Source organism: Paenibacillus agricola (assembly GCF_011440305.1).
GTDB lineage: Bacteria > Bacillota > Bacilli > Paenibacillales > NBRC-103111 > Paenibacillus_S > Paenibacillus_S agricola.
This window is the reverse complement of the sequence record NZ_JAAOIW010000008.1, coordinates 335,024-359,108: the sequence shown is the minus strand read 5'-3', so window position 1 is coordinate 359,108 and position 24,085 is coordinate 335,024. Positions and strand designations below refer to the sequence as shown.

At 47.6% G+C, this 24,085-nt stretch carries 23 protein-coding genes and 8 tRNA genes; 29 read left to right on the top strand and 2 right to left on the bottom strand.

Annotation, left to right across the window (positions count from 1 at the left end):
- The first annotated feature begins 181 nt into the window (after positions 1-181).
- From G9U52_RS22435 to G9U52_RS22400, 8 genes are all read left to right on the top strand, one after another.
- Positions 182-270 (top strand) — tRNA-Ser (locus G9U52_RS22435).
- A gap of 18 nt (positions 271-288) precedes the next feature.
- A tRNA-Met gene (locus G9U52_RS22430) sits at positions 289-365 on the top strand.
- 64 nt (positions 366-429) lie between these two features.
- Positions 430-505 (top strand) — tRNA-Val (locus G9U52_RS22425).
- Between the two features lie 68 nt (positions 506-573).
- A tRNA-Thr gene (locus tag G9U52_RS22420) sits at positions 574-649 on the top strand.
- Positions 650-668: 19 nt separating this feature from the next.
- A tRNA-Asp gene (locus G9U52_RS22415) sits at positions 669-745 on the top strand.
- Between the two features lie 77 nt (positions 746-822).
- A tRNA-Phe gene (locus G9U52_RS22410) sits at positions 823-895 on the top strand.
- A 38-nt stretch (positions 896-933) separates the two neighbouring features.
- Positions 934-1,018, top strand: a tRNA-Tyr gene (locus G9U52_RS22405).
- A gap of 7 nt (positions 1,019-1,025) precedes the next feature.
- Positions 1,026-1,098 (top strand) — tRNA-Lys (locus G9U52_RS22400).
- Between the two features lie 117 nt (positions 1,099-1,215).
- Here the strand turns inward: G9U52_RS22400 and G9U52_RS22395 are convergent.
- Positions 1,216-1,524, bottom strand: coding sequence for an MTH1187 family thiamine-binding protein (locus G9U52_RS22395; protein WP_166152868.1), 309 nt, complete (start codon positions 1,522-1,524; stop codon positions 1,216-1,218).
- Positions 1,525-1,771: 247 nt separating this feature from the next.
- Here G9U52_RS22395 and G9U52_RS40145 point away from each other — a divergent pair, with 247 nt between their 5' ends.
- From G9U52_RS40145 to G9U52_RS22360, 7 genes are all read left to right on the top strand, one after another.
- Positions 1,772-2,632 carry a C40 family peptidase gene (locus G9U52_RS40145; protein ID WP_243767488.1) on the top strand — a complete coding sequence of 287 codons (861 nt, stop codon included), beginning with the start codon at positions 1,772-1,774 and terminating at the stop codon, positions 2,630-2,632.
- A 149-nt stretch (positions 2,633-2,781) separates the two neighbouring features.
- A complete protein-coding gene (locus G9U52_RS22385) occupies positions 2,782-3,897 on the top strand; it encodes a PucR family transcriptional regulator (RefSeq protein WP_166152867.1) in 1,116 nt (371 codons plus the stop codon).
- A gap of 92 nt (positions 3,898-3,989) precedes the next feature.
- Positions 3,990-5,111, top strand: coding sequence for an ABC transporter ATP-binding protein (locus tag G9U52_RS22380; protein ID WP_166152866.1), 1,122 nt, complete (start codon positions 3,990-3,992; stop codon positions 5,109-5,111).
- Between the two features lie 151 nt (positions 5,112-5,262).
- On the top strand, positions 5,263-6,204 hold the full coding sequence (gene hprK / locus G9U52_RS22375; RefSeq protein WP_166152865.1) for an HPr(Ser) kinase/phosphatase: 942 nt from the start codon (positions 5,263-5,265) through the stop codon (positions 6,202-6,204).
- A 33-nt stretch (positions 6,205-6,237) separates the two neighbouring features.
- Positions 6,238-7,371 (top strand): prolipoprotein diacylglyceryl transferase, encoded by a 1,134-nt coding sequence (gene lgt, locus G9U52_RS22370; RefSeq protein ID WP_166152864.1) that lies wholly within the window; start codon positions 6,238-6,240, stop codon positions 7,369-7,371.
- A 413-nt stretch (positions 7,372-7,784) separates the two neighbouring features.
- Positions 7,785-8,450: a pyrophosphatase PpaX gene (ppaX, locus tag G9U52_RS22365; protein ID WP_166152863.1), complete on the top strand. Its 666-nt coding sequence runs from the start codon at positions 7,785-7,787 to the stop codon at positions 8,448-8,450.
- The gene (locus tag G9U52_RS22360) at positions 8,434-8,925 is read left to right on the top strand and encodes an acyltransferase (RefSeq protein WP_166152862.1); all 492 of its coding nucleotides are present in this window, start codon (positions 8,434-8,436) and stop codon (positions 8,923-8,925) included. Before ppaX ends, G9U52_RS22360 begins: the two co-directional genes overlap by 17 nt.
- Positions 8,926-9,066: 141 nt before the next feature.
- On the opposite strand, the gene G9U52_RS22355 is transcribed toward G9U52_RS22360, so the two are convergent.
- Positions 9,067-10,206: an AI-2E family transporter gene (locus tag G9U52_RS22355; RefSeq protein ID WP_166152861.1), complete on the bottom strand. Its 1,140-nt coding sequence runs from the start codon at positions 10,204-10,206 to the stop codon at positions 9,067-9,069.
- 206 nt (positions 10,207-10,412) lie between these two features.
- Between G9U52_RS22355 and G9U52_RS22350 the strand changes: the two genes are divergently transcribed.
- From G9U52_RS22350 to mgfK, 14 genes are all read left to right on the top strand, one after another.
- Positions 10,413-11,612 carry an ATP phosphoribosyltransferase regulatory subunit gene (locus G9U52_RS22350; RefSeq protein ID WP_166152860.1) on the top strand — a complete coding sequence of 400 codons (1,200 nt, stop codon included), beginning with the start codon at positions 10,413-10,415 and terminating at the stop codon, positions 11,610-11,612.
- A gap of 13 nt (positions 11,613-11,625) precedes the next feature.
- Complete coding sequence (gene hisG / locus G9U52_RS22345; protein ID WP_166152859.1) at positions 11,626-12,258, top strand: ATP phosphoribosyltransferase; 633 nt, start codon at positions 11,626-11,628, stop codon at positions 12,256-12,258.
- 27 nt (positions 12,259-12,285) lie between these two features.
- On the top strand, positions 12,286-13,575 hold the full coding sequence (gene hisD / locus G9U52_RS22340) for a histidinol dehydrogenase (RefSeq protein ID WP_166152858.1): 1,290 nt from the start codon (positions 12,286-12,288) through the stop codon (positions 13,573-13,575).
- Positions 13,568-14,197 carry an imidazoleglycerol-phosphate dehydratase HisB gene (hisB, locus tag G9U52_RS22335; protein WP_166152857.1) on the top strand — a complete coding sequence of 210 codons (630 nt, stop codon included), beginning with the start codon at positions 13,568-13,570 and terminating at the stop codon, positions 14,195-14,197. Before hisD ends, hisB begins: the two co-directional genes overlap by 8 nt.
- A 1-nt stretch (position 14,198) precedes the next feature.
- On the top strand, positions 14,199-14,819 hold the full coding sequence (gene hisH / locus G9U52_RS22330) for an imidazole glycerol phosphate synthase subunit HisH (protein ID WP_166152856.1): 621 nt from the start codon (positions 14,199-14,201) through the stop codon (positions 14,817-14,819).
- The gene (gene hisF / locus G9U52_RS22325) at positions 14,819-15,577 is read left to right on the top strand and encodes an imidazole glycerol phosphate synthase subunit HisF (RefSeq protein WP_166152855.1); all 759 of its coding nucleotides are present in this window, start codon (positions 14,819-14,821) and stop codon (positions 15,575-15,577) included. The genes hisH and hisF overlap by 1 nt, the downstream gene beginning before the upstream one ends.
- Entirely contained in the window at positions 15,574-16,284 is a 711-nt protein-coding gene (gene hisIE / locus G9U52_RS22320) for a bifunctional phosphoribosyl-AMP cyclohydrolase/phosphoribosyl-ATP diphosphatase HisIE (protein WP_166152854.1), read from the top strand. The genes hisF and hisIE overlap by 4 nt, the downstream gene beginning before the upstream one ends.
- Positions 16,285-16,300: 16 nt before the next feature.
- A complete protein-coding gene (gene hisJ / locus G9U52_RS22315; RefSeq protein WP_166152853.1) occupies positions 16,301-17,107 on the top strand; it encodes a histidinol-phosphatase HisJ in 807 nt (268 codons plus the stop codon).
- A gap of 136 nt (positions 17,108-17,243) precedes the next feature.
- A complete protein-coding gene (locus G9U52_RS22310; protein WP_166152852.1) occupies positions 17,244-18,194 on the top strand; it encodes a ribose-phosphate diphosphokinase in 951 nt (316 codons plus the stop codon).
- A 148-nt stretch (positions 18,195-18,342) separates the two neighbouring features.
- The gene (locus G9U52_RS22305) at positions 18,343-20,097 is read left to right on the top strand and encodes a tetratricopeptide repeat protein (protein WP_166152851.1); all 1,755 of its coding nucleotides are present in this window, start codon (positions 18,343-18,345) and stop codon (positions 20,095-20,097) included.
- A 49-nt stretch (positions 20,098-20,146) separates the two neighbouring features.
- Positions 20,147-21,094: a thioredoxin-disulfide reductase gene (gene trxB / locus G9U52_RS22300; RefSeq protein WP_166152850.1), complete on the top strand. Its 948-nt coding sequence runs from the start codon at positions 20,147-20,149 to the stop codon at positions 21,092-21,094.
- 140 nt (positions 21,095-21,234) lie between these two features.
- Entirely contained in the window at positions 21,235-22,185 is a 951-nt protein-coding gene (locus tag G9U52_RS22295; RefSeq protein ID WP_166152849.1) for an ROK family glucokinase, read from the top strand.
- A gap of 16 nt (positions 22,186-22,201) precedes the next feature.
- A complete protein-coding gene (gene rapZ, locus G9U52_RS22290) occupies positions 22,202-23,101 on the top strand; it encodes an RNase adapter RapZ (RefSeq protein ID WP_166152848.1) in 900 nt (299 codons plus the stop codon).
- A complete protein-coding gene (gene mgfK, locus G9U52_RS22285) occupies positions 23,098-24,084 on the top strand; it encodes a gluconeogenesis morphogenetic factor MgfK (protein WP_166152847.1) in 987 nt (328 codons plus the stop codon). Before rapZ ends, mgfK begins: the two co-directional genes overlap by 4 nt.
- The last annotated feature ends 1 nt before the right edge of the window (position 24,085 follow it).

The window sequence follows — 24,085 nt, the reverse complement described above, 5'->3', positions numbered from 1 at the left end:
TAGGTCCGGGGTGGAAGTGCCGCAAGGCATGGAGCTGACGGATACTAATCGGTCGAGGGCTTATCCAAAGGAAGTCCCCCCTGAAGTGCAAGCTAAAGGGGGTGCGTTGCTCGACGCAGAAATTGTTGGTTCGGATCTAGTTTTCAGGGAACAATAAACTATTGCTTCTACTGATGATCATGGAGAGATACCCAAGTGGCTATAAGGGGACCCTCTGCTAAGGGGTTAGACTGCGTAAGTGGTGCAAGGGTTCGAATCCCTTTCTCTCCGTAGTATTTTTGTAAGCATGGCGGTGTAGCTCAGCTGGCTAGAGCGTACGGTTCATACCCGTGAGGTCGGGGGTTCGATTCCCTTCGCCGCTACCATTCAATTTTTTATTGATTTTAAGTGAGCAAATATGTTATGATTTCATTTGTGTCATCCCATTACGGAGGCTTAGCTCAGCTGGGAGAGCATCTGCCTTACAAGCAGAGGGTCGGCGGTTCGATCCCGTCAGCCTCCACCATTTCACTTTTTAGTGAAGGATAAGTTTACGGACTTCTTCACATACTTAACTAGGTGTTATCCAATTATGCCGTTGTAGCTCAACTGGTAGAGCAACTGACTTGTAATCAGTAGGTTGGGGGTTCAAGTCCTCTCGACGGCACCATGTACTTATTGTTAAATGCGGAGCCGTGGTGTAGTGGCCCAACATGCCTGCCTGTCACGCAGGAGATCGCGGGTTCGAATCCCGTCGGCTCCGCCATTTTATTACCATCGTTTATAAGAGGACAAGCATCCCTTTTTATAGGAATGGTCGCAAGAAGCACATAACTTACATATGGCTCGGTAGCTCAGTCGGTAGAGCAGAGGACTGAAAATCCTCGTGTCGGCGGTTCGATTCCGTCCCGAGCCACTTTTGTTTTTTCTGCTTTTGCAGAATGATCGATTTATGGAGGATTAGTGAAGTGGCTAAACACGGCAGACTGTAAATCTGCTCTCTCTGAGTTCGGTGGTTCGAATCCATCATCCTCCACCATGTATTTGAGACATTAGCTCAGTTGGTAGAGCACCTGACTTTTAATCAGGGTGTCGTAGGTTCGAATCCTACATGTCTCATCCATAAGAAAAAGAGACCTGCATAGGTCTCTTTTTTGTATTTAACGGTGCTTCGTGCAAAGAGTAGCTCAATATTACAGTAGGTTCTTATATTAGCATTTTTCCCTTTTGAATTGCCTACTTGCTTAGCTTGAGCTCGACAGATTTCATTTTTTGCTCCATGGAGCTGGTTTGGTCTCGCCGGTCATCGATTTTGATCGAAGTCGATACACGCTCCGCTCCTTTTTGAAAAGGCAGTTCATGTAAGCGGCGTACAATCTGAAGCAAGTCACTTAGCTCACCCTCGATAATCGTGCTCATTGGTGTCATTTGATACTTGATGGGCTCTTTGGCTTGTGCAAGCACCTCTTGAATATCAGCTACAAAGGGGCTCAGGCTGGTCGAAGCCGTACGGACCGGAATAATCGTTAATTCAACAATGGCCATACGAAGCGAAGCCTCCCATATTTCTGTTTTGCCAGTAGCAGCGGTTTATGGCTTTATATGACCTATTGTAGCGGAATGTGCTTTATAGATCAAACCCAGTTTCCTGTTTGTGGGCTGTATTCCACCAGTTTCAGAACAAAGGTAACATTTGCGTAATGATAAGATTTTTTTCCCATGGTAATGTGTTGATACGGGTACAGAGATTACCCAAGATGGATAATCAGTCATGAACTGGAGGAAATTGTTTATGATAAAAAACACCACGATTCGCACAGCACGAACGGCGGGATTAACGCTCGTTATGACGATTGTTCTAGTAGGTGCCTTTGCTGCACCCACATTGGCGGCTTATGATGATATGGATGCAGTATCCTTAAGTGAAAAACTGGTCGGTAAGGAATATACGCTTGGTGGGGAGTCCATAAGCAACGGCTTTGATACCTCAGGCATGAATTATTATGTGTATAAAATGCTCGACTATAAGATGCCGCGGGCACTGGATGATCAGTTTAAGATGGATAAGCCGCTGATTAAATCATTGTCCAATGTGACGGAAGGCGATGTTTTGTTTTTCGGTAAAGGCAATAACCCGAGCTTCTCCGCCATTTATATCGGTAATGATAAAATCATCATGGCATCTAAGTCGAAGGATGTAGTAACTACGTATGATGTGGACACCTATCGCAGCCAATTTATTGGAGCCCGCCGTATACTTAGTGCAAATGACCAAAAACGTATAAAGCTGGTGCTGACCGCCCGAAAGTATTTGGGTACTCCCTATGATTTTGGAGCCAAATATGGACAGACCAAGACCTTCGATTGCTCGTCGTTTATGAAATGGATTTTTGATAAATATGATATTGAGCTACCGCGGATTTCCAGAAACCAAGCCAAAGAAGGCAAATATGTTAGCAAAAGCAACTTGGATACAGGTGACCTCGTATTTTTCACAACGACAGATTCTAAAGGGGAAATTGGCCATGTCGGCATGTATGTCGGCAATGGCATGATGATACATACTTACGGGGAAGGCGGTGTTAAATATAGCACTATTGAGAGTGGCTGGTGGGACGAGCATTATGTAACAGCCCGCAGAGTTATCGATTAATCGCATTTCCCTATAGAGAAACTATCTTATGCAGCCTGCATACAGATGGTTTCTTTGTTTAGCACTTGGTTGTTAATTACTATTTTGCTATGATGGGTCTAGGACTCACGTTCTGCTTGTATAAATATAAATAGGTTGGGAGCTCGGGTATGGAATGGGAGCCATTGAGGCAACAGCTAGAACAAATTTTCAAAGCACCTGTGCGCTTATCGCGATGGTCTTGGGAGCAATGGCTCCTGCAGGTTGATTCTGACAATAATGATAAAGGAACTCCGTCCAAAAGCATCATCCAAAATGGTCAACTGTTATTCTTTGTTCATAAAGAGCTGCAGGATGCGCTACTGTTATCAGTCGCTGCAGAAGGCATTACTGTCGCTGAGCGTCAGCTTGTGGAGTTGATGCTGGAAACACGGAAAATTCAAGATAAGAAAAACACATCCTCAACTAGTGAAGAGGAGCGTAAAGCATCGATGGTAAGGGAATGGTTCCGGCAGCAGCAGGAGATGGGGCTAGTCCAAGCCGAAATGCCGGATACGCTTGTATCGCAATTATCGTTATATTCGACGAAAATTCCGTTGTTGCTTTATGGTGACTATTCCCAATCGCAACGTGTCAGCTACCAGGAGCTGAAGAAGCTGCTGGAATCTTTTTTTGATACAGAGATGATCCTTGTACCTTTGATGGACAAGGAGTGGCTTATTCTTGGTTCTGAAAAAATGCTGTCGATCGATACAACGGACGACCGTGACAACGGTGATGAAGAAAGCTTGGAGGACACGCTGGCAGCGATTGGTTTTGGTCTTCATGCGATGCTCGAAAACGAATGGGTAGGGGAATGCCATCTTGCGATCCACTATCCTATGATGCCTGCCAAGTCGCTATATGCGAGTGTACTGCAGCTTCGCGAGACCATGATGCTAGGCCGCACCTACCATGTAGGAAGCAATATGCATTTGCCGTGGATGCTGCAGTTGGAGAAGCTGATCCATTTGATCCCTGAAGGGGATAAAGCGAGTTTTTTGGAGCGCGTGCTGAAACGGCTGGATGTGGCGCTGGATCCGGAAACGATGACGACCTTGGAGCATTTTTTTCGAATTGATTGCAATGTCAGTGAAACCGCGAAAAAGCTTTATATCCATCGAAATACGCTATTATACCGGCTGGACAAGTTTAAGCAAGAGACAGGTCTCGATGTTCGTACCTTTAATGATGCTGTTTTAGTGAAGATTGCTTTGCTATTGTACAAAGTAACGAAAAGAAAGTGATTTTTTTGTGAAGATTGTGCATAGTCATAGGCAGGGAGGTGAGGTAAGATAAGTATATAAATTGATCATAAATATGTAGGGGGAATTGAATCATGGCAGGTGTACGTTTAAACCATATCGTTAAGAAATATGCGGGTTCAGATGAAGCAACAGTTAAAGATTTCCATCTTGAAGTCAAAGATAAAGAGTTCGTGGTACTTGTAGGCGCTTCCGGTTGCGGTAAGTCCACTACTCTTCGTATGATTGCTGGCTTAGAAGAAATCACTGAAGGCGAACTTTACATCGGCGACCGTTTGGTGAATGACGTAGCACCTAAAGATCGTGATATCGCGATGGTGTTCCAATCTTATGCCTTGTATCCACATATGAGTGTTTATCAAAATATGGCGTTTGGTCTTAAGCTTCGTAAATTCAAAAAAGCCGATATCGATGCTCGTGTTCGCGACGCGGCTAAAATTCTTGATATTACCCATTTGCTTGACCGTAAGCCAAAAGCTCTTTCCGGTGGTCAACGCCAACGTGTTGCCTTGGGACGCGCGATTGTTCGTGAGCCACAAGTTTTCTTAATGGATGAGCCACTTTCCAACTTGGATGCGAAACTTCGTGTACAAATGCGCGCGGAAATCAGCAAATTGTCCAAACGTCTTGAAGTTACAACTATTTATGTAACGCATGACCAAACCGAAGCAATGACAATGGGCGACCGTATCGTTGTTATGGAAAAAGGGATTATTCAACAAGCTGATACTCCAGAAGAAATTTATAACTTCCCGAAAAACATGTTCGTAGCAAGCTTTATCGGATCTCCTTCGATGAACTTTATTACGGGTAGTTTCACGGATGCTAACAATAGTGTATACTTTAAAGCTGATGGCGTGAATGTAGAAGTGCCAGAAGGCAAAGCGAAATTCCTGCGTGAGAAAGGCTACCTAGGTAAAGATGTTGTTATGGGCATCCGTCCTGAGGATCTTCATGAAGAGCCTGTATTCCTGGAAGCTTCACCAAATTCCGTTGTTAATGCCCACATTGAAGTAGCTGAGAACTTGGGTCATGAAATGTTCTTGTACTTGACTGGCGTTGGCAAAAACAGCATTGTTGCCCGTGTTGATGGACGTGCTGGATTCAAAGAAAACACAAACGTAAAATTAGCTGTTGATATGAACAAAGTCCATTTCTTCGATCTGGAAACAACATTGTCCATCTTCACTTCTTAATTTGACCATAAGTAAAAGGCCAGTCATTACGACTGGCTTTTTTTGTTGGAGTTTTTGTTGGAATAGGACAAGAAAATCTAAGATTAGTTGATTTATCGAGCTATTTTATATACCATGAGAGTATCGGGAAAATGAAGGAGACGGAAGAGCGATGCCTAAAAAAGTAAAAGTATCTGACCTTGTGGCGGAATTTCATTTGGAAGTCATTTGTGGTGAGGGAGGACTGAAAAGGCCGATCACGGTAGCTGACTTATACCGCCCTGGTTTGGAGATGGCAGGGTATTTTGAGTTTCATCCTACAGAACGCGTACAGATTTTGGGCAAGACGGAGCTAACTTTTTTCCATGGACTTTCATCGGATGAACGGATGGATCGGATGACACGTCTATGTATATCTGAGGAGACACCATGTATCCTTATTAGCCGCGGATTGGATGTACCGATTGAACTGCTGGCAGCAGCTAACGAAAAGCAGATACCTGTGCTTCGCACGCCTGCATCAACGACGATTTTGGCAAGCCGGATTACCGGCTTTTTAGAAAATAAATTGGCTCCATCCACGACGATCCATGGCGTTCTCGTTGATGTGTACGGGATCGGTATTTTGATTTCAGGTACGAGCGGGATCGGGAAAAGTGAAACAGCGCTGGAGCTTGTCAAAAGGGGCCATAGGCTTATTGCCGATGATGCTGTTGAAATTCGCCAAACAGCCGATCATGTCTTGGTCGGTAATGCGCCTGAACTCATTCGCCATTTGCTAGAAATCCGTGGAGTCGGCATCATCAATATGATGACTTTATTCGGAGCAGGTGCTATCCGTAATGTAAAGAAAATCTCGGTCGTGATCAAGCTGGAAACTTGGCAGCAGGATAAGCAGTATGACCGTTTAGGTCTTGATGAAGAAACAACCAAGATTATTGATACGGATATTCCCTTAGTTACGATTCCAGTTCGTCCAGGGCGAAACCTGGCGGTCATCGTGGAGGTTGCTGCGATGAATTACCGGTTGAAACGGATGGGCTACAATGCAGCACTCCAGTTTACGAACAAGCTGACCGAAACGCTAGCCGAAGATATGGATGATATGGAATAAAAGAAGGTTTAAGCATTCAGAAGGAGGAACGGCATGTGGTTAGCAATTAATCCGATCGCCTTTGGTATCGGGGCACTGCAGGTGCATTGGTATGGTATTATTCTCGGGACAGCGGCATTAATTGGGCTGCTGCTCGCTATTCAAGAAGGCAAACGATTTGGAATGAATCCAGACTTTTATATGGATTTGGTACTGTTGGGTGTACCTTCAGCCATTATTGGCGCACGTATATATTATGTAGCGTTCAAGTGGGAGGATTATCAGGATAATTTACTTGAGATCTTCATGATCTGGCATGGTGGTATTGCCATTTATGGTGCATTGATCGGAGCTGTCATCTGCGCAGTTATTTATACCCGCCGTAAAGGCTATAGCTTCTGGCGTATTGCGGATGTGTGCGCACCTGGCTTGATTATTGGCCAGGCTATAGGACGCTGGGGCAATTTTATTAACCAAGAGGCACATGGCGGACCTATAACCGAAGGGTTTCTAAGGAGCTCCTTGCACTTGCCGGATTTTATTGTGAACCAGATGTTAATAAATGGAGCCTATTACCATCCAACTTTTTTATATGAATCGATATGTAATTTTATTGTGTTGTTGCTTTTGTTTGTATTGCGCAGGCAGTCATTTCTGCGCGCGGGGGAGTTATTCTTAAGCTACTTTATCGGATATTCGATCGGTCGCTTTTTCGTTGAGGGGCTGAGGACAGATAGCCTGGACTTCACTGGACCTATGTGGCTTGCATCCTTGATGAATGGATTGTGGGCACCGATGCAATGGCTTGGCTTTAGTCCTGGCACCATGACTTACGGCGGCAATATTCGTATCTCACAGTTGTTGGCCGTGTTAATTATTGTGTTGGCGATAGCTTTAATTATTTATCGCAGAAAAACCGGCGCTTCGGCCGAACGTTATTCCGACCCGATCCTCCCGCTGGCTGCTGCTGGTGAGCATCCAGCTACGCTGGCAACCAGTGGTGCCGAGGCTTCTGCTGAGGCCGCTGAGCTGTCTGCCGTGCCTGTTTTAACAGGCATTCCTGTAGTGGTTCCAACGCCACCGGAAATTGTTGTTGCTGAGCATGCTGAAGATCGTGAGCTTCCTAAGCAAACCGACGAGTTGAAAAAAGAATCCGTTCAAGATCCTGATAAAAATCATGAAAAGTAATGCTTAGAAAAGAAATCTGCCCGACGACAGAAGATGTTTACGCACCCAAGTGAGCGAGTCCTGAAAGGACAATGCGATGCTAGGACAGCAGAGTGTGCCATGGGCCAGTAACGCCGGAAGGATGCGTGCGCACTCAAGCCAAGCGTGTCCCGCAGGGACGGAAGCGACCCGAGAACACGCAGTCATGCATCCCATACATAGCACCCAAGTCAAGCGTGTCCCGAAGGGACGGAAGCGACCCGAGAACACGCAATCATGCAACCCATACATAGTACTCAAGTCAAGCGTGTCCCGAAGGGACGAAAGCGACCCGAGAACAACACAGTCACTCCCCCACCACGGGTGTCCAGAGGGCAGAGCCCTTGGAGCCCTCCCTATAGGGAGGGTGTGGGAGGGTAAAGAGGAGCCTACTCATGATCCACACCGTTTTATTTGACCTCGACGGCACTATTATCGATACGAACGAGCTAATCATCCAGTCGTTTTTGCATACGTTTGAAAATGCACTTGGCGAGCCCATCACCAGAGAGCATATTATCCCCAATATGGGGCGTCCCTTAATCGAGCAAATGCAGTTGTTTTCCGGCAGGGACAATGTAGGGGACCTGGTTCATAAATACCGCGCATTCAATATAGACAAGCACGACTCCCTCGTAACGGAGTTTCCGGGTGTGCGGGAGACTATCAGCAAGCTGCACGCGGCTGGTATCAAGCTAGGAATCGTCACAAGCAAGGTGCGAATTACTTCAGAGATGGGGCTCAGGCTCTGTGGGTTGTACGATTATTTTGATTCTATCGTATGTGTCCAGGATGTAAAATGGCCCAAACCCGATCCAGAGGGCATACGCAAAGCGTTAAAGGAGCTAGGCTCGGAAGCACAAGGCGCAGTCATGGTGGGAGACAGCCATTACGATGTGGAGGCTGCCCATAATGCAGGAATCCCGTCAGTGGCTGTTGCTTGGTCGCTAAAGGGGATTCCTTATTTAGAGCAGTACAATCCTACCTATATTATCCATGATATTAGGGAGTTGTTAACCATTACAGGCGTTGAGGAGAGTTCAATTGAGACAAACGGATAAATTTCCGGTCGAAGGACCCAACTCACTCTGGCAAATGTACCGTACCGTTAGTCGCTGGAAGGCAGTACGTAATTTCGTCTGTATTCAGATTTCAAGGTATACACCTTCTCTTCCTATGAAACGATGGATTTATCGCCAGCTGTTGGGGATGAAGGTAGGGGCGCAGACATCCTTTGCTTTGATGGTCATGGTGGATGTGTTTTTTCCGGAGCGCATTGAGATAGGCGAGAATACGATAATCGGTTACAATTCTACGATTTTAACCCATGAATATTTAATCAAGGAATACCGGATTGGAACAGTCCGTATCGGCTCTCATGTGATGATTGGAGCCAATACGACGGTTCTTCCAGGTGTAACCATCGGTGATCATGCAGTGGTAGGGGCTGGCTCGGTAGTTCATAAGGATGTAGCAGCCTATAGCTTTGTAGCTGGTAACCCGCTGCAGGTAATTCGCGCGGATATACGGATTTAAGAGGATGCTGGAGTAGACGTTCAACCTATAGGGATCATAAGATGGTCAGGCAAAAGAGCAGTTCAAGTCAATAACGACTTGAACTGCTCTTTTGCCTATGGGCTAAATTTTAGACAGCAGAGCCCTCTACAGGAAAAACTGCTATTGAAATGTATTATAAAAACCCGAACGTTTTCTAAACCAATGATAAATATGGGATACAATCACCTTCAGCACGGCATATCCAGGAACAGCGAGAATGATACCGGTTAAGCCGAACAAATTACCAGCGGTTAAAATAACAAAAATGATGGTGATGGGATGGATTTTTAAGGATTTTCCCATAATTTGCGGAGAAATGAACTTGCCTTCGATCAATTGGACAATGGTCCAGATTACTATCATTTTGAGCAGCATGACCGGAGAAGTTACAGCGGCAACAATCAAAGCGGGCGTAATCGCAATAACAGGACCTAAATACGGGACAATACTGGTAAAGGCCGCGATAATAGCAAGGATCAGGGAATACTTCAGCCCAATAATTAAATAACCGATATACAACAGAAACCCTATGCAAAAGCTAACAATGATTTGCCCACGAATGTAAGAGCTAATTTGGTGGTTCATCTCGGACATCACTTCATAGGTTTGGCTCCGAAAGGATGGGGGAAGAAATTCCAGAATGAAATTCGGCAATCTATGGCCTTCTTTAAGTAGATAGAACAGGATGAACGGTACTACGGCTATGGCGAGCAAGGTCTCCGTTACAACCCCTAGAAAGCTGCCTATACTCGCCCCCGCAAGGCTTATAAATGAAGACAGGCGTTCCGTAATCGTATTGTTCCAATCGGTTGAATTGAAGCCTGTAGTCTGTTGAATCTGATTGAACAAAGAGCCACCGATCCAGGATTCAAAATTAAGCTGTACTTGCTGGCTATAAGTTGGGAAATTTTTCACTAGCTCCATAACTTGTACGTTAATAACAGGGATGACAGCTAGAATCAGAAGCGTAACTACGGCAATAATCAATATGTATAAGGTAATAATGGAATAAACCCGTTTCATTTTTCTTTTCTCAAGCAGATCGACAATCGGATTTAATAAGTAGTAAACAACCCCTGTAAGTATGAGAGGGAGTATGACGGTTTTGACTAGGACGATAAAAGGTTTGAAAACAAAGGGGATTTTATTTAGTACAAAAATGTTTAAGCCGATCAATAGCAACGTCAATAGGAATAACACAAACTTGTTATCTAAAAACAATTTTTTGAAGCGGTCCGGCTTGATTTCGGGAATTTGCATGCTCGTGCCCCCTTACTTAATGTAGGTATAGGATTCCCAATTATTAACAATCCCATAACTAATTAATTATAATAGTTTTTATTGACGTTGTAAACGTTGGATGGTAAACTAACGTTTATATCCTTTATCTTGGTAATATGGTAGCACATTATCGCGTTAAAGTAAATTCGGAAATAACTAAGTAAAACTATAGGTGGTGAGGTTTGGTGTCGAAACCAAAGGTGTTTGAAAAACCAACGGGTGTAAAGGATTATTTGCCCGAAGCTGTAACCAAATTACGCTCTATTGAAACGAGTGTACTGAACTGTATGGAGCGTTGGGGATATTCGGAGATTATAACGCCGACCTTGGAATTTTATGACACGGTAGGGGTTGCGAGCTCTACGGAGGACCGCAAGCTATTTAAGCTGCTTGACCGTAAAGGGACTACGCTGGTTATGCGTTCTGATATGACGGCACCGATCGCGAGGGTGGTGTCGTCTTTATTGAAAGAACAGCCATTTCCGATACGTTTGTCGTATCATGCGAATATTTTTCGGGCCATTGAAGCGGAAGCTGGCCGGGATGCGGAATTTTTCCAGACGGGTGTGGAGCTTGTGGGCGATGCTTCCTCGGAATCAGATGCAGAGGTAATTGCACTTGCCATTGCCAGCTTACAGGCAGCAGGGGTTAAAGAGTTCAAGATAGCCCTCGGTCACGTAGGCTTTTTGACAGGGCTCTTTAATGAAACGCTGCAGGAGCGTAAAGACGAGCAGCAAAGCTTGAAGGAATGCTTGCTGAACCGCGATTATGTTGGTTATCGGGAGCGAATTAAAGCACTTGGACTAAGTGATGCCTTACAAAAAGAGCTGGAAGGCATTTTACGCTTGCGCGGCGGTGAGGAAATATGTGCACAGGCTAGGCAGGTTACGAAGGATCCGGTGGCCCAGCAGTCGATAGCCCATCTATGCCAAGTATGGGATGTGCTGAAGGCGTATGGTGTAAGCGAGCATGTGCTGATTGATCTGACGATGATTGGGGATTTCTCTTATTATACAGGAATGACCTTTGAGGGCTATGCGGCAGACTTGGGCTTCCCCGTATGCAGCGGTGGCAGGTATGACAACCTGCTGACCCAATTCGGGCGTCCAGCGCCAGCTACAGGATTTGCGTTAAAAACAAACCGGATCCTCGAAGTGATCAGCAAGCAGCCTTCGGAATCCAGCTTCCGCATCTTGGTTGCTTATAAGGCAGCCCAGCGTAAACAAGCGTTCCTCAAAGCGCAGGAGCTGCGTTCACAAGAAGGCACGAAGGTAGAGACGCGGTTGCTGGCTGATGATAGTGGGGAATTGGCTGCGGAACGGTTGGACAATGGGACCTTCCTTGTGAATGGCATTGCCTATGGAGATGTAATTGAGTTTGGATAAGGGAGTGGGTAGCATGCAGGACATATTAAAGGTAGCCATGCCCAAAGGGCGTATCTATAAGCAGGCATCAAGATTGTTTCGCGAAGCAGGGCTCATGATTCCCGAGGACATGGATGATTCGCGCAGGTTGATCATTCCCGTACCTGAAGCAGGAATGGAATTTATTATGGCTAAGCCCGTCGATGTGCCAACGTATGTCGAATATGGAGTGGCTGATATAGGTGTAGTAGGCAAGGATGTATTAATGGAAGAAGACCGTGACGTCTACGAGCTGCTTGACCTCGGTATCGCACGCTGCCGGATGTCCGTTATTGGACTGCCGGATTGGCAGCCTGTGCTGAATCCGCGGGTAGCGACCAAATATCCGAATGTAGCTTCGCAATATTTTCGTGAGCGCGGGCAGCAGGTAGAGGTGATCAAGCTGAACGGCTCGATAGAGCTGGCACCGTTGATTGGCCTTGCCGACCGGATTGTTGATATGGTTGAAACGGGGCAAACCCTTCGTGATAATGGGCTCGTAGAGCAAGAGGAAATCTTCGCGATTACGACCAGGCTGATTGCTAACCGTGTCAGCTACCGAATGAAAAATGCGACGATCCAAGCGCTATGCGACAAACTGCAGCTTATGATTGCTTCGGTTCGCTAAGCTTAATAGAAAAAGGAGGCATAAGCCATGAAAATTGTGCCAGCAAGCGAGTTTTCGCTGCGCCGTGAGCTTGAATATGGCTCAGAGGAGCAGAATGAAGCGGTTAAGCGCATCATCGAGGAGGTGCGCCGCGATGGCGATGCTGCGCTCCGCCGCTTCGCCGAGCAGTTCGACGGCGTGAGCGTTGCGGAGCTGCGCGTCAGCAAGGAGGAAATCGAGGCCGCGTATGCGTTGGTGGACGAGAGCTTTCTCCAAGCGCTACGTGAGGCGGCGGTCCGCATCCGCAGCTTCCATGAGAAGCAGAAGCGGACGTCCTGGATGGATCTGCAGGCAGACGGCAGCATCCTGGGGCAAATCGTCCGGCCGCTGCGGCGGGTCGGCCTGTATGTGCCCGGCGGCAAGGCGGCCTATCCATCCTCGGTGCTGATGAATGCGATACCGGCCATGGTTGCTGGCGTGCCGGAGATCGTGATGGTGACGCCACCGGCAACCGCTGGCGTGGACGGCATTGATCCACATATTCTCGTTGCGGCGGCGGAGGCAGGGGTGAGCGAGATCTACCGTGTAGGCGGAGCGCAGGCAATTGCGGCGCTGGCCTACGGCACGGAATCGATCCCGGCGGTCGACAAAATCGTCGGACCGGGCAATATTTACGTCGCGCTGGCGAAGCGTTATGTATTCGGCATCGTCGATATTGACAGCATTGCGGGCCCAAGCGAAATTGTCGTCTTAGCGGACGATACGGCAGACGCTGGTTACGTAGCGGCAGACCTGCTCTCGCAGGCGGAGCATGACGAGATGGCGTCGGCGATCCTGATTACGCCCTCCCAAGTGTTAGCGGAGGCGGTGCAAGCCGAGGTCGCCCGGCAATTGGCGACACTGCCGAAGCGGGAGATTGCGGCACAGTCGATCCGTGATAATGGCGCGATCTTGACCGTGGCAAGCCTGGAAGAAGGCGTGGACGCTGTCAACCAGCTTGCGCCTGAGCATCTTGAAATTATTACGGCAGAGCCGTTTCAATATTTAAGCAAGATTGAAAACGCAGGGGCTATTTTTCTGGGCCCCTACAGCTCGGAGCCGGTGGGCGACTATTTTGCGGGACCCAACCATGTACTTCCGACTAATGGCACAGCACGGTTTTCTTCTCCGCTGAATCTGGACGATTTTATGAAAAAATCGAGTGTGATCTATTATAGTAGGGAGGCCTTGCTGCGTGACGGGCAAAAAATCATTGCGTTAGCCCAGCACGAAGGGCTCGAAGCCCATGCCCGGGCTATCCAAATACGACTAGAGAAAGAGGGGAATTCCAATGGCTGACGCATTAAATGGTACATCAACCGGCGAACAACAGGCTGTACGTTCCGCCAAGATTGACCGCAAGACGAATGAAACAAATATTCAGCTCAGCTTTAATGTAGATGGCTCCGGCATTTCCGAAATCGAAACCGATGTACCCTTCTTGAACCATATGCTGGATTTATTTACGAAGCATGGCCAATTTGATTTGAAGGTTACAGCCAATGGCGATATTGATGTTGATGACCACCACACGGTTGAGGATATCGGGATTTGCCTCGGCAGCACTCTTCGTGAAGCTTTAGGGGATAAAAGAGGGATCAAACGTTATGCCAGCGTGTTTATTCCAATGGATGAGGCGCTTGCCCAAGTTATTATCGATATTAGCAACCGCCCGCATTTTGAGTACCGAGCGCAGTATCCTTCCGCACAGGTAGGCAGCTTTACTACCGAGCTTGTGCATGAATTTCTGTGGAAATTCGCTTTGGAGGCACGGATTACCCTGCACGTGATCGTTCATTACGGGCATAATACGCATCATATGATTGAGGCGATTTTCAAAGCATTAGCGCGTGCCTTAGACGAAGCGACGAGCATTGACCCGCGCGTGAAAGGTGTGCCATCGACGAAGGGAGTGCTGTAGCATGATCGCCATTATCGACTATGGAATGGGTAATTTGCACAGTGTCAGCAAAGCGGTCGAGCGCTTGGGTTATGAAGCGGTAGTGACTTCCGATGAGAGCCAAATTCTGGCGGCAGACGGCGCAATCCTACCCGGCGTAGGGGCATTCGGAGATGCGATGGAGCATCTCCGTAATGCTCGCTTGGAAGGTGTGGCGGCACGTTATGCGCAAACCGGCAAGCCGTTGCTTGGCATATGCTTGGGCATGCAGCTGCTGTTCACGAGCAGTGAGGAGCACGGCTCCTATGAAGGACTGAACCTGCTGCCAGGCAAGGTAGTCCGTTTCCAAGGCAGCTACAAGATTCCTCATATGGGCTGGAACCGGCTGCAATTTATGCAGCCAAGTCCGCTGCTGGAGGGCATAGAGGAGGGGCATGTGTATTTTGTCCATTCCTATCGGGTGATACCGGAGCAAGCGTCGGATTTATTGGCTGTCACCGATTACCACCAGCAGGTGAGCGCAGTTGTTGGCCGCGGTAATGTGTATGGCATGCAGTTTCATCCCGAGAAAAGCGGCAGTATTGGCATGCAGCTGCTGGGCAATTTCCTTGGTTTGTGCAAAGGAAAAGAGGAGGGCAACTAATGCTGGCAAAACGAATTATTCCATGCCTCGACGTGAAGGACGGCCGAGTCGTGAAGGGCGTTAACTTCGTGAACCTCCGTGATGCCGGAGATCCGGTTGAGCTGGCTGCGATTTATGACAAGGAAGGCGCCGATGAGCTTGTATTTCTTGATATTTCCGCTTCTATAGAAGGCCGCGCGACCATGATTGAGGTTGTGAAAAAAACCGCAGGGGAGATTACGATCCCCTTCACGGTAGGCGGCGGTATCTCCAGTGTGGATGACATGAAGCGGCTGCTGCGCGCAGGTGCTGACAAGATTGGGATCAATACAGCTGCCGTGCGAAACCCGCAGTTGGTGTCAGACGGCGCCAAGCGGTTTGGCTCGCAATGTATCGTAGTCGCGATTGATGCCCGCTTTAATAAAGAGTGGGGAGAATGGGAAGTATTCACGCATGGCGGCCGCAATAGCACAGGCATTCGGGCGTTGGAGTGGGCGAAGACGGTCGAACAGCTGGGTGCCGGCGAGCTTCTATTAACGAGCATGGATGCAGATGGCACGAAGGACGGCTTTGACCTACCCCTTACGCGAGCGGTGTCTGAGCTTGTAGGCATTCCTGTGATTGCTTCAGGCGGTGCGGGAACCAAAGAGCATTTCTATGACGTATTTGCTGAAGGCAAAGCGGATGCAGGACTTGCCGCAACGATTTTTCATTATAAAGAGCTGACAATTGAAGAGGTTAAAGAGAACCTTAAACAAAGAGGAGTGGAAGTTAGGTGAGTAACAATCAAGAGCAAGGTACAGCTAAGCAAGAACCGGCATTATCAGGGGAGCAGTTGAATGCTGCGATTAAGTGGGACGATAAGGGCTTGGTGCCTGCGATTGTCCAGGATGCGGCAAGCAAGGAAGTATTAATGATGGCTTACATGAACCAAGAATCTTTAAAGCTGACTGTAGAGTCGGGAGAAACCTGGTTTTGGAGCCGTTCTCGTAGTGAGCTATGGCATAAAGGGGCTACCTCGGGACATATCCAGAAGGTTAAAGCACTAAAATACGATTGTGACGGCGATACCTTACTGGTGCTTGTTGACCAAACCGGACCTGCTTGTCATACTGGCGCTTATAGCTGCTTCTCCAACAACGTGGAGGTAAAAGGACAAGCCCTTCAACCGTCTGGTGCTGCAGCAGGCAAAGACCGGTTCTCTATTTTATCTTCTCTGGAGGGTGTTATTGCTAAGCGGGATGCAGAGCGTCCAGAGGGAGCTTATACGACCTACTTATTTGAAAAGGGAATCGACAAGATCCTCAAAAAAGTCGGTGAAGAAACGGCAGAGGTCATCATTGCCGCCAAAAACCGCGATAACGACGAGCTTCGTTACGAAGCAAGTGACCTGCTCTTTCATCTAATGGTGTTATTGCGTGAAGCAAAGCTTCCGCTGGATGACCTGATGCAGGAGTTAGACCGCCGCCATCATTCCAATAAATAAGGTAGGAGAGATTCCGATGCTGATCGATTACCATACCCACCATGTCCGTTGTGGCCATGCATCCGGAGAGTTAGAGGAATATGTAAAGAAGGGCATTGAGCTTGGACTGGTGCAATTAGGGCTGTCCGACCACATGCCCTTGCTCCATGTCGATCCGGCTACCTATTTACCAGGGATGGCGATGCCGATGGAGGAATTGCCGAACTATGTCCAGGAAGCTTTCCGCCTGCAGCAGCAATACAAGGGACAGATTGATATCCGCGTTGGTCTTGAAGGGGATTATATAGAGGGCTATGAACGGGAAATTGAAAGCATTATTCGCGCTTACCCTTGGGATTATGTCATTGGCTCTGTCCACTTTCTAGGGGAATGGGACATTTCCGATTATCGTCAGTTGGATGGATGGAACGGACGCGACCCTTATGACGTATATGTTAAGTATTATGAAGCTGTAGGTAAAGCAGTCCGTACTGGATTGTACGACTATATAGGGCATATTGATGTGATCAAACGATTTGGTTATAAGCCCGAGCAAAGCGTTGTACATCTGGAGAATGAAGCGCTGGATGCAGTTCATTCTGCGGGAATGGCTATTGAGCTGAACGCCTCTGGATTACGGATGCCTGTCGGTGAAATGTTTCCCAGCCGGCGGATGCTGGAATACTGCTGCGAGCTGGGGATTCCGCTGACGATTGGTTCCGATGCGCATCAGCCCGAGCGGCTTACGCAATATTTGGACCAGGCGGTGGTCCTGCTTAAGCAGGTTGGCTTTACCGAATTGGCTACATTCAAGCAGCGGCAAAGAACGATGGTCCGCTTTTAATGTAAATTTTGGAATTCACCTAAATGACTTTTTCTAAATGTTTTATTTTGATGTATAATAAAGTTAAGAATTTGTTGTATTTTGTTGGATTATATTTATTTAATGTAAATTGTATACGATCTCCAGGGAGGTAACCATGTTTAGCGACCAATTAAAAATTTTTTCGGGATCGTCCAATCCGAAGCTGGCTGCAAGTATCTGTAAAGAATTGGATCTTCCGCTTGGCCAAATCAAGCTTTCTAAATTTAAATGCGGAGAAATCTACTGTCTTTACGAGGAAACGATCCGCAATTGTGATGTATTCTTGGTACAGACCTTTTCCCATCCGATCAATGAGCATTTCATGGAGCTACTGGTCATGATGGATGCCGCCAAGCGTGCGTCGGCCAGGACGATTAATTTGGTTGTTCCGTATTACGGTTATTCCCGTCAAGAGCGTAAAGCGGCTCCGCGTGAACCGATTACTGCCAAGCTGGTAGCTGATTTACTGAATACGGCAGGAGCAGACCGTGTGATCACGATTGATCTGCATGCACCAGCGATCCAAGGATTTTTCAACATACCGGTTGACCATTTAACAGCGCTCGACATTTTAAGCAGCTACATTAAAGACAAAAAAATCGAAGATCTGATCGTGGTATCCCCGGATGCCGGCGGTGTAACAAGAGCCGAGAACTTGGCCAATGTACTGGAAGCGCCGATTGCGATGATGTTCAAGAAACGTTACGCCCACAATGAAGCTACGGTTACCCATGTCGTTGGCGATGTTGAGGGAAAAACACCTATCATCATGGAGGATTTGATTGATACGGGCAAAACGATTGTGAATGTAGTTGAAGGTTTGAAAGAGCGCGGAGCCAATGATGTGTTCATCTGTGCGACCCATCCTGTGTTCTCGGGACCCGCCTTGCAGAGGCTGGATCATCCTAATATTAGGGAAGTTATTATTACGGATTCCATTGCCATACCAGAAATTCATTCGCCGCGTTTTACCGTTTTATCTGTAGCGGGCTTGTTGTCTAATGCGATTCGTATTATTAAAGATGGCGGCTCGATCAGCTCCTTGTTCAAATACGGCGGCATCTAATATCGGTTAAAAATCACCTGACTTATGGATAAATATTGAATAGATGTTCTTTAGTCCTTATGTATTTGTCAGGTTGTATGCTATACTTTTTGTAGATTAACGCTGGATTCTTTTGCGAATTCCAGACGGAACCGGAGGTGCCTTACTAATGGAGAAGAAAAAACGTGCTGCCAGAACCAAGCCTAATAAAGTGATTCCGATCAAATTGGATGCCACCTTCTTTTTCGAAAGAGCTGTTCAGTCTTTGGACCGATATCATTATGATAAGGCATTGAAGTATTTTCGTCGTGCTGCCGAATATGAACCGGAAAATCCGGTGAACCATTGCAATTTGGCGGGACTTCTCTCGGAGATGGGGAATTACGAGGAATCAAATGTTATTTTGCAGCAGGTAATAGACCAAGTGGACCCGACGATGACGGAATGCTACTTCTATATGGCTAATAATTTTGCGAATATGGAAAACTATGAATCGGCTGAGAAAGCAATCATACACTATTTAGAGCATGATGAATCCGGGCAGTTTCTGGAGGAGTCCGAGGAAATGATCGAGCTGCTGAGCTACGAGCTGGAGCGTCCAACACAGCTGGCGGGGATCAAAAGCCGCGAAGGTATGTTCGAGCACGACCGCGCCCGTGCCCTGCTAGAAGAAGGCAAGTTTGCTGAAGCCGTACGTATTTTAGAAAAAATCACTGAAAAGCATTCTGATTTTATGGCTGCACGCAACAATCTGGCGTTAGCCTATTATTATATGGGGCATTTCGACAAGTCGATAGATATGATCCACCAAGTTCTGGATTTAGACCATGGCAATTTGCATGCGTTGTGTAACTTGGCTATATTTTACCAGCATTTTGGTGATTGGGAGAAGCTGGGCGAGTTGCTCAGCGTTTTGCGTAAAACCTACCCGTTCCATCAAGACCATGTGTTTAAGCTGGCTACTACGATGGGCATATTAAACCAGCACGAAAAGGCTTATCATTTGTTTAAACGTCTGTTGAAGACGGGTGAAGCTGGTTTGGATCCTTGTTTGTTCCACTATACAGCGGTTGCGGCCTATAACACGAAACGGTATGTCGAGGCAGAGCGTCAATGGCGGCAGGCGGATAAATTCGATCCTACCTCGGAGATCCCGAAGTTTTATTTGAGCCTGCTCGATAAATCGCGAAATGAAGAGGTCAAGCCATCGGTGAGCTACCATTACCACCTTCCATTTGAAGAGCAATTCCGTGGCTTGGAGAAATCCACAGACGGCTTGCCTGACCATTTAAAGCGGGATCCACTGGTACGTTCCTCCTTTTTCTGGGCACTGCGCCATGGTGATACAGAAACCAAGCTTCAAGTCATTCAAGCGTTTGGGCTGATCGCGGACAATGAAGTGAAGGATGCTTTGATGGAATTCGTGCAAGAGCCGGGCGAGGATGACTATTTGAAAAAGGTAGCCATTTTCGTGTTGCGTAGTATTGGTATCCACGAGCCGGTTAATGCTGTGCTGGACGGTCGGAAGCTGATCGTGCCTGCGTCACCGTTCTCGCCGAATTTGCCTGTGTGGGAAACCAAATGGCAGCAAATTATGGATATGGCTTTACTGCAAATGAACCGCCGCTATGATATGGTGCAGCAATATGATTTGCAAACCCTGTGGGTCGAATTTTTGTCCCGTGTTTCCCCGGATCGTACGCCCAAAATATCGAAAATCGAAGGCTGGGCAGCGGCTTTGGAATATTTGACAGCAAAAATGCATCGGCGCGCGATTTCTTATCACGAGCTGTCCCAGCGTTACGGTGTGTCGGTCGCAACGATTAGCAAAAATGTGAAAATTATCGACGAAGCTTGCGGATTAAGGGAGAAGATGGAAGCGATTTTCTCGAAATTTTCGACCTTTGACCATAAAATAAAATAATGCTTACGAAGTAAGTTTTACGTTGTAAAACTCTAAGGAGGACATAACCATGTACAGATCGATCATTATAGGTACAGGGCCAGCAGGCCTGACAGCTGCTATTTATTTGGCACGTGCTAACCTGAATCCTCTAGTTATTGAGGGACCAGAGCCTGGAGGGCAGCTAACGACTACGACCGAAGTGGAGAACTTTCCCGGATTTCCTGAGGGTATTATGGGTCCTGAATTGATGGACAATATGCGTAAGCAAGCCGAACGCTTTGGTGCCGAGTTCAAGACAGGCTGGGTCAATACGATCGATTTATCCCAGCGTCCATTTAAGCTTTCCGTGGAAGGTTTGGGCGATATTGAGGCAGAAAGTGTCATTATTTCTACAGGGGCTTCTGCGAAGCTACTGGGTATCGAGAATGAAAAAGAAAGCATCGGGCATGGCGTAAGCACTTGCGCAACCTGTGATGGCTTTTTCTTCCGTGGCAAAAAAATCATTGTTGTCGGTGGCGGCGATTCCGCAATGGAGGAAGCCAACTTCCTGACACGCTTCGCTACTGATGTACGTCTTGTACACCGCCGCAGCGACCTGCGTGCCTCGAAAATTATGCAGGATCGTGCGCGTGAGAACGCAAAGGTTTCCTGGGGCTTGAACAAAACGCCAATAGCCGTTATTTCCGGCGATAGAGGCGTAACCGGGCTTAAGGTACTGGACAATGAAACAGGCGCCGAAGAAGTAATCGAGACGGACGGTATTTTCGTAGCGATCGGGCATACACCCAATACGGGGTTCCTTGCTGGGCAGATCCAAACCGATGAAACAGGATATATTCTAGTGAAGCCGGGAACTACGCTTACGAATGTTGAGGGTGTGTTCGCTTGTGGTGATGTGCAAGACAGCAAATACCGCCAAGCCATTACGGCTGCGGGCAGTGGCTGTATGGCAGCACTGGATTGCGAGAAGTTTTTGGATGGCCATATGGTCCATGATTGGAGCCAATCCTTATAGTTCCTGCAAAACGTGGACGCTTAAGCTCCACGTTTTTTAGTCTGATCTTCATTGACCTTTTGCCTTGACCTGTAACTAGGCTTGGCTTATAGTTGGTTATAAAGATAGTTGTAATCTTAGCTTATGAGGTGACCAAAGTGATGGGAAAGAACGTTTATGTTGGAGTCGACTTAGGAGGAACCACGATCAAGGTAGGCCTTTGCGATGAGTTTGGCAGGTTGTTGCATACGTATGAAGGACCAACCGGAACCGAGCATGGCTCGGATGTAGTCTTGGAGAACATTGCGCAGTATACACGCAAGCTGGTTGCGGATTCTTCACACGAATGGGAGCAGGTTGCAGGAATTGGAGCAGGGATTGCCGGATTTATGGATATTCCAGAGGGCTTCATTAAGTTATCCCCCAACTTGGGTTGGCGCAACGTTCCTGTAAAGAAAATCCTGGAAGAAAAGCTAGGGAAAACCGTCAAGATCGACAACGATGCGAACGTAGCGGCGCTGGGTGAAGCTTGGAGCGGCGCGGGCGCAGGTATCCCTAATGTGGTATGCTATACGCTCGGCACCGGAGTCGGTGGTGGAATTATTATAAATGGAAAGATTTATCAAGGCTTTAAAGGAATGGCTGGCGAGCTCGGCCATATCACGGTAGTGCCAGACCTTGAAGCCGTCCGTTGTGGCTGTGGAATGAAGGGCTGTCTGGAAACCGTTTCCTCGGCTACGGGCATTATTCGTATGGGTAAAGAAGCCGTGGAGCGTGGCGAGCATACCTCATTGGCATTATTATCTGATTTGACGGCCAAGGACGTATGTGACGCAGCTAAATCCGGCGATGAGGTTTCCTTGCGAATCGTTAATCGTGCCGCGCTGTATTTGGGTAAATCAATGGCTGCTGTTTCTGTGATCCTGAACCCGCAGCGTTTCATCATTGGTGGTGGCGTTTCGAAAGCTGGTGAATTTTTGTTCACGGCGATCCGTAAGTATTATCAGGAGTTCACCCAAGAATCAGCAAAAGAGGGCGTGGATATCGTGGCGGCTAGCCTTGGTAACGATGCCGGGATCGTCGGAGCTGCAGGTTTAAATCTGCATTCTTGATTAGGAGGAAACACGCATGGAGGAATTGCATACCCTAGGCAAGCTGGTCATCATTACCGGTATGTCCGGAGCAGGCAAAACGATTGCGGTGCAGAGCTTGGAGGACTTGGGTTATTTTTGTGTAGATAACCTGCCTCCGGTGCTGATTCCCAAATTCGCGGAATTGATTGAGCAATCCAAAGGGCGAATTGGCAAGGTGGCTTTGGTTATCGATTTGCGGGGCAGGGAATTCTTTACATCTTTATCGGAATCCCTTAGCTTCATCAAGGAAAACCAATCTTTAAAGTATGAAATCTTGTTCTTGGACGCAACCGATTCGGTGCTGGTCCAGCGCTATAAGGAAAGTCGCCGCAAGCATCCTTTGGCTCCAGCAGGTGCACCGCTCGAAGGGATACTCCAAGAACGCAAGCTGCTTGAGGAGCTTAAAGGCATGGCTACGCAATCCATTGACACCAGCAGTATTAAGCCTGCGGAGCTGAAAGAAAAAATCGTTGCCCGGTTTACGAATCACCAAAAGGATGGAATTTCGATCAATGTGATCTCCTTTGGCTTTAAATATGGGATTCCTATTGATGCCGACTTGATCTTTGATGTAAGGTTTTTGCCGAACCCTCATTATATCGAAGAATTGCGGCCCAACACGGGCCAGAATCCCGATGTGTATGACTATGTGATGAAATGGAGTGAAACCCAGGAATTCTTAGTCAAGCTGGTGGATATGCTCCAATTTTTGGTGCCCAAGTACAAGAAGGAAGGCAAAAGCCAGATTGTAGTAGGGATTGGCTGTACGGGCGGGAAGCATCGTTCTGTCGCAATCGCGGAGTATTTAGGCAAGGTGATGGGCAATAGCGAAACGGAAATCGTAAGGGTCAGCCACCGTGACTCCGAGCGGGATCGGGTCGAGGTGAAGAAATGACTTTTGATTACGGGGGCAATGATCGGCCTCGTATCGTGGTAATCGGTGGTGGAACCGGCCTGTCCGTGATGTTGCGCGGACTCAAGGAAAAGCCGCTGGATATTACGGCCATCGTAACGGTGGCGGATGATGGAGGCAGCTCCGGTATCCTGCGCTCGGAGCTTGAGATGGTACCTCCAGGCGATATCCGTAACGTGCTGACGGCTTTGGCGGATGTAGAGCCATTGCTTGGTAAAATGCTGGAGTATCGCTTCCAGAAGGGCCAAGGGCTGGCTGGCCACAGCTTGGGCAACTTGATTTTGGCTGCGATGTGTGATATTACTGGTGACTTTGTTACCGGTGTACGAGAGCTCAGTCGTGTCTTTGCGGTCCGTGGACGGGTCTTACCGGCAGCTAACCATGCAATTGTGCTAAAGGCGGAAATGGCCGATGGCAGCATCGTGGTGGGCGAGTCGAAAATTCCGAAGGCGGGCAAGGTCATTAAGCGAGTGTTTATCGAGCCGGCTGATGTATTGCCATTACCTGAGGCAATTGAGGCGCTGGAGCAAGCCGACGCGATTGTAATCGGCCCAGGTAGCCTGTATACGAGCATATTGCCCAATTTGCTCGTACCGGAAATTGCACGGACGATTGTTGGATCTAAAGCACTTAAAATTTTTATCTGCAATGTGATGACACAGCCGGGCGAGACGGATGGATATAGTGTCAGCGACCACATTAAAGCACTTCATGATCATGTTGAGCAAGATTTGTTCGATTATGTTATTGTTAACAATGGGGAGATTCCACCCCAGGTTCAAAGCAGGTACGCTGAAAAGGGTGCCAAGGTGGTTCACCTTGATCTGGACAAAGTATCCCAGCAGGGTTATAAAATCATTGCCGATCACTTGGTATTGTTCCGAACCTACTTGCGCCACGATGCGGAGAAGCTTAGCCAGCATATTTATCAGCTGGTGGAGAGCTGGATGCACAAGAAGAGGTGAA

Bases quoted from the DNA above. Each gene is read 5' to 3' on its own strand.
- G9U52_RS22380 (WP_166152866.1), top strand. From the start codon at position 3,990: ATGGCAGGTGTACGTTTAAACCATATCGTTAAGAAATATGCGGGTTCA.
- hisG (WP_166152859.1), top strand. From the start codon at position 11,626: ATGCAGGACATATTAAAGGTAGCCATGCCCAAAGGGCGTATCTATAAG.
- trxB (WP_166152850.1), top strand. From the start codon at position 20,147: ATGTACAGATCGATCATTATAGGTACAGGGCCAGCAGGCCTGACAGCT.
- G9U52_RS22385 (WP_166152867.1), top strand. From the start codon at position 2,782: ATGGAATGGGAGCCATTGAGGCAACAGCTAGAACAAATTTTCAAAGCA.
- hisJ (WP_166152853.1), top strand. From the start codon at position 16,301: ATGCTGATCGATTACCATACCCACCATGTCCGTTGTGGCCATGCATCC.
- mgfK (WP_166152847.1), top strand. From the start codon at position 23,098: ATGACTTTTGATTACGGGGGCAATGATCGGCCTCGTATCGTGGTAATC.
- ppaX (WP_166152863.1), top strand. From the start codon at position 7,785: ATGATCCACACCGTTTTATTTGACCTCGACGGCACTATTATCGATACG.
- G9U52_RS22355 (WP_166152861.1), bottom strand. From the start codon at position 10,206: ATGCAAATTCCCGAAATCAAGCCGGACCGCTTCAAAAAATTGTTTTTA.
- hisF (WP_166152855.1), top strand. From the start codon at position 14,819: ATGCTGGCAAAACGAATTATTCCATGCCTCGACGTGAAGGACGGCCGA.
- hprK (WP_166152865.1), top strand. From the start codon at position 5,263: ATGCCTAAAAAAGTAAAAGTATCTGACCTTGTGGCGGAATTTCATTTG.
- G9U52_RS22310 (WP_166152852.1), top strand. From the start codon at position 17,244: ATGTTTAGCGACCAATTAAAAATTTTTTCGGGATCGTCCAATCCGAAG.
- G9U52_RS22305 (WP_166152851.1), top strand. From the start codon at position 18,343: ATGGAGAAGAAAAAACGTGCTGCCAGAACCAAGCCTAATAAAGTGATT.
- G9U52_RS22295 (WP_166152849.1), top strand. From the start codon at position 21,235: ATGGGAAAGAACGTTTATGTTGGAGTCGACTTAGGAGGAACCACGATC.
- hisH (WP_166152856.1), top strand. From the start codon at position 14,199: ATGATCGCCATTATCGACTATGGAATGGGTAATTTGCACAGTGTCAGC.
- G9U52_RS40145 (WP_243767488.1), top strand. From the start codon at position 1,772: ATGATAAAAAACACCACGATTCGCACAGCACGAACGGCGGGATTAACG.
- G9U52_RS22395 (WP_166152868.1), bottom strand. From the start codon at position 1,524: ATGGCCATTGTTGAATTAACGATTATTCCGGTCCGTACGGCTTCGACC.
- hisD (WP_166152858.1), top strand. From the start codon at position 12,286: ATGAAAATTGTGCCAGCAAGCGAGTTTTCGCTGCGCCGTGAGCTTGAA.
- lgt (WP_166152864.1), top strand. From the start codon at position 6,238: ATGTGGTTAGCAATTAATCCGATCGCCTTTGGTATCGGGGCACTGCAG.
- rapZ (WP_166152848.1), top strand. From the start codon at position 22,202: ATGGAGGAATTGCATACCCTAGGCAAGCTGGTCATCATTACCGGTATG.
- hisB (WP_166152857.1), top strand. From the start codon at position 13,568: ATGGCTGACGCATTAAATGGTACATCAACCGGCGAACAACAGGCTGTA.